Below are 3646 nucleotides of genomic sequence, written 5' to 3'. Positions count from 1 at the left end.
GAAAAAATTCTGATGATGAACTTGAATTTCAATGATTACTTGGGTTCCATTATCTAGTTCAGCTAAAACATCTATACTAGTGTAAAAATCCTGCGCTGAGTACGGCAGGGAAGGCAAGACGTGAATGTTACTTCCCTCCAAAATCGTCACATTTTTTGCTGGCAAGTCCAGCATATCGCGAATAAACTGACAAGTGATTTCTGGATTGCTAAAGATTTTCTTAGCAACCAAGTCATTGGTTGGGCTAATGCCCGGATGTCTGAGAATCATCCTTTTCCTCCTTTTATTATACCACAGTTTTAAATCTAGGTTTGCTAGATTCTCTGGCTCTATCTATTTATTCGGAAAAAGTTTGAAAAATATTGGGTGTGGCTCTTTCCAATGGTATTTTTTGGTGCTTTCCTTTATAATGGGTGTATGGATAAGAAAAAATTATTATTGATTGATGGGTCTTCTGTTGCTTTTCGGGCGTTTTTTGCGCTCTATCAGCAGTTGGACCGTTTTAAGAATGCGGCTGGTTTGCATACCAATGCGATTTATGGTTTTCAGTTGATGTTGAGCCATTTGTTGGAGCGGGTGGAGCCGAGTCATATTTTGGTGGCTTTTGATGCGGGAAAGACAACCTTCCGTACAGAGATGTATGCGGACTATAAGGGTGGTCGAGCTAAGACTCCTGATGAGTTTCGTGAGCAATTTCCCTTTATTCGTGAGTTGCTGGATCATATGGGAATTCGTCACTATGAGTTGGCTCAGTATGAGGCGGATGACATTATTGGGACACTAGATAAACTAGCTGAGCAGGATGGTTTTGATATTACCATTGTCAGTGGGGACAAGGACTTGATTCAGCTGACGGATGAGCATACGGTGGTTGAGATTTCCAAGAAAGGTGTGGCTGAGTTTGAGGCCTTTACGCCAGAATATCTTATGGAAAAGATGGGCATTACACCGACGCAGTTTATCGATCTCAAGGCGCTCATGGGTGATAAGTCGGATAATATCCCTGGGGTGACCAAAATCGGTGAAAAGACGGGTATCAAGCTCTTGCTGGAGCATGGTTCGCTTGAGGGAATTTATGAGAATATCGATGGGATGAAGGCTTCTAAGATGAAGGACAATCTCATCAATGATAAGGAACAGGCTTTTTTGTCGAAAACACTAGCGACCATTGATACCAAGGCACCGATTGAGATTGGTTTGGAGGACTTGGTCTATAGTGGTCCAGATGTGGAAAATCTTGGGAAATTCTACGATGAGATGGGCTTCAAACAGCTCAAGCAAGCTTTAAATGTGTCGTCAGCTGATGTGACTGAGAGTTTGGATTTTACTATTGTTGACCAAATCAGTCAAGATATGCTGAATGAAGAGTCTATCTTCCATTTTGAGCTTTTTGGTGAGAATTACCATACGGATGATTTGGTTGGATTTGCCTGGTCTTGTGGGGATAAGCTTTATGCTACAGACAAGCTTAACCTTTTGCAAGAGCAGATTTTCAAGGACTTCTTAGAAAAAACACCTCTGAGAGTTTATGACTTCAAGAAGGCTAAAGTTCTCTTGCATCGTTTGGGTGTGGATTTGCAGGCGCCTGCTTTTGATAGCCGATTGGCTAAATACCTCCTTTCGACTGTGGAGGACAATGAAATTGCGACTATTGCTAGTCTTTATGGTCAGACATATTTGATCGATGATGAGACTTTCTATGGTAAGGGTGTCAAGAAGGCCCTTCCTGAACGTGAGAAATTCTTGGAACACTTAGCTCGTAAGCTTGCAATTTTGGTTGAGACTGAGTCTGTTTTACTTGAAAAACTCAGCGAAAATGGGCAATTAGAGCTTCTTTATGATATGGAGCAACCTCTGGCTTTTGTCCTTGCCAAGATGGAAATTGCTGGGATTACGGTTAAGAAAGAGACCTTGCTTGAGATGCAGGCTGAAAATGAGCTTGTTATTGAAAAACTGACTCAGGAGATTTACGAACTGGCTGGTGAGGAGTTTAATATCAATTCTCCTAAGCAATTGGGTGTACTTCTCTTTGAAAAATTGGAACTTCCTCTAGAATACACTAAGAAAACCAAGACTGGATATTCGACAGCAGTGGATGTTTTGGAGCGTTTAGCTCCTATTGCTCCGATTGTTAAGAAAATTCTTGACTACCGTCAGATTGCTAAGATCCAATCCACTTATGTGATTGGCTTGCAGGACTGGATTTTAGCTGATGGAAAGATTCATACTCGCTATGTGCAGGATTTGACCCAGACTGGGCGTCTGTCTAGTGTGGATCCAAACTTGCAAAATATTCCTGTGCGTTTGGAGCAGGGCCGTCTCATTCGGAAGGCCTTTGTGCCAGAGTGGGAGGATAGTGTATTGCTCAGCTCGGACTATTCACAGATTGAATTGCGTGTTTTGGCGCATATTTCTAATGATGAGCACTTGATTAAGGCCTTCCAAGAGGGGGCAGATATCCATACTTCGACAGCCATGCGGGTCTTTGGCATTGAGCGTCCTGAGGATGTGACTGCAAACGACCGTCGCAATGCCAAGGCTGTCAACTTTGGAGTGGTTTATGGAATTTCAGACTTTGGCTTGTCTAATAATTTGGGCATTAGCCGTAAGGAAGCCAAAGCCTACATTGATACCTACTTTGAACGCTTCCCAGGTATTAAAAATTACATGGATGAAGTGGTGCGTGAGGCGCGTGATAAGGGCTATGTAGAGACACTTTTCAAGCGTCGTCGTGAGTTGCCAGATATCAATTCGCGTAACTTTAACATTCGTGGCTTTGCGGAGAGAACTGCTATTAACTCCCCTATCCAGGGGTCGGCAGCAGATATTCTCAAGATTGCTATGATTCAGCTGGCCAAAGCCTTGGTTGCAGGTGGTTATCAGACTAAGATGCTGTTGCAAGTGCACGATGAAATCGTCCTTGAAGTTCCTAAATTTGAATTGGCAGAGATGAAAAAATTGGTGAAACAAACCATGGAAGAAGCCATTCAACTCAGTGTTCCCCTCATCGCAGATGAGAATGAAGGGGCAACCTGGTACGAGGCTAAATAAAAAGGGGGCTAGTCCTCCTTTTTTGTAGTAGAATTATGCAAGCCTTTTCAAAATATGCTATACTGATGAAAAAGGAGGATTTCTATGAGTCAAGAATTTATCAATCCAAGTGATGGCGTGATTCGTCAGTATCTCACAACGAGTAAAACTCTTGCTGTGGTGGGCCTGTCTGACCGTGAGGAAACAACTAGCAATCGAGTGACCAAGGAAATGCAGGCTCGGGGTTATAAAATCATCCCAGTCAATCCCAAGGTGGCAGGTGGCGAAATCTTGGGTGAAAAGGCTTATGCTAGCCTAGCTGAGATTCCTTTTCCTGTAGATATTGTCAATGTTTACCGTCGCAGTGAATTTTTGCCAGATGTGGCGCGTGATTTTCTTAAGGCTGATGCCAAGATTTTTTGGGCACAGCTAGGACTTGAAAGTTTAGAAGCGGAAGAAATCTTGCGTGCTGGTGGATGTGATGACATCGTGATGAATCGCTGTATTAAGAGAGAACATACACGCTTGATTGAGGAAGTATAATAAAAAGGTAGCCGTGGGCCAATGTCATTAAGTTAGTGAGCTAACTCTTTAAATAGGAGATAGGATTGAGAAC

The 3646-nt window shown here is 42.8% G+C and carries 3 protein-coding genes; 2 read left to right on the top strand and 1 reads right to left on the bottom strand.

The annotated features are described in order from the left end of the window. Positions 1-270, bottom strand: a 270-nt coding sequence (locus ADI58_RS01440) for a PD-(D/E)XK nuclease family transposase (protein WP_049521178.1), incomplete at its 3' end; no start/stop codon positions are given. Between the two features lie 147 nt (positions 271-417). On the opposite strand from ADI58_RS01440, the gene polA reads away from it, so the two are divergent. Further along, entirely contained in the window at positions 418-3051 is a 2634-nt protein-coding gene (gene polA, locus ADI58_RS01435) for a DNA polymerase I (protein WP_049521179.1), read from the top strand. A gap of 84 nt (positions 3052-3135) precedes the next feature. Further along, positions 3136-3573, top strand: a complete 438-nt coding sequence (locus ADI58_RS01430) for a CoA-binding protein (RefSeq protein WP_049521177.1) — start codon at positions 3136-3138, stop codon at positions 3571-3573. Positions 3574-3646: the final 73 nt, after the last annotated feature.

It is taken from the genome of Streptococcus mitis (genome assembly GCF_001074635.1).
In the GTDB taxonomy this organism is placed as follows: domain Bacteria; phylum Bacillota; class Bacilli; order Lactobacillales; family Streptococcaceae; genus Streptococcus; species Streptococcus mitis_E.
Note: the sequence above shows the minus strand (reverse complement) of the source record. Positions and strands in the feature narration are given on the sequence as shown.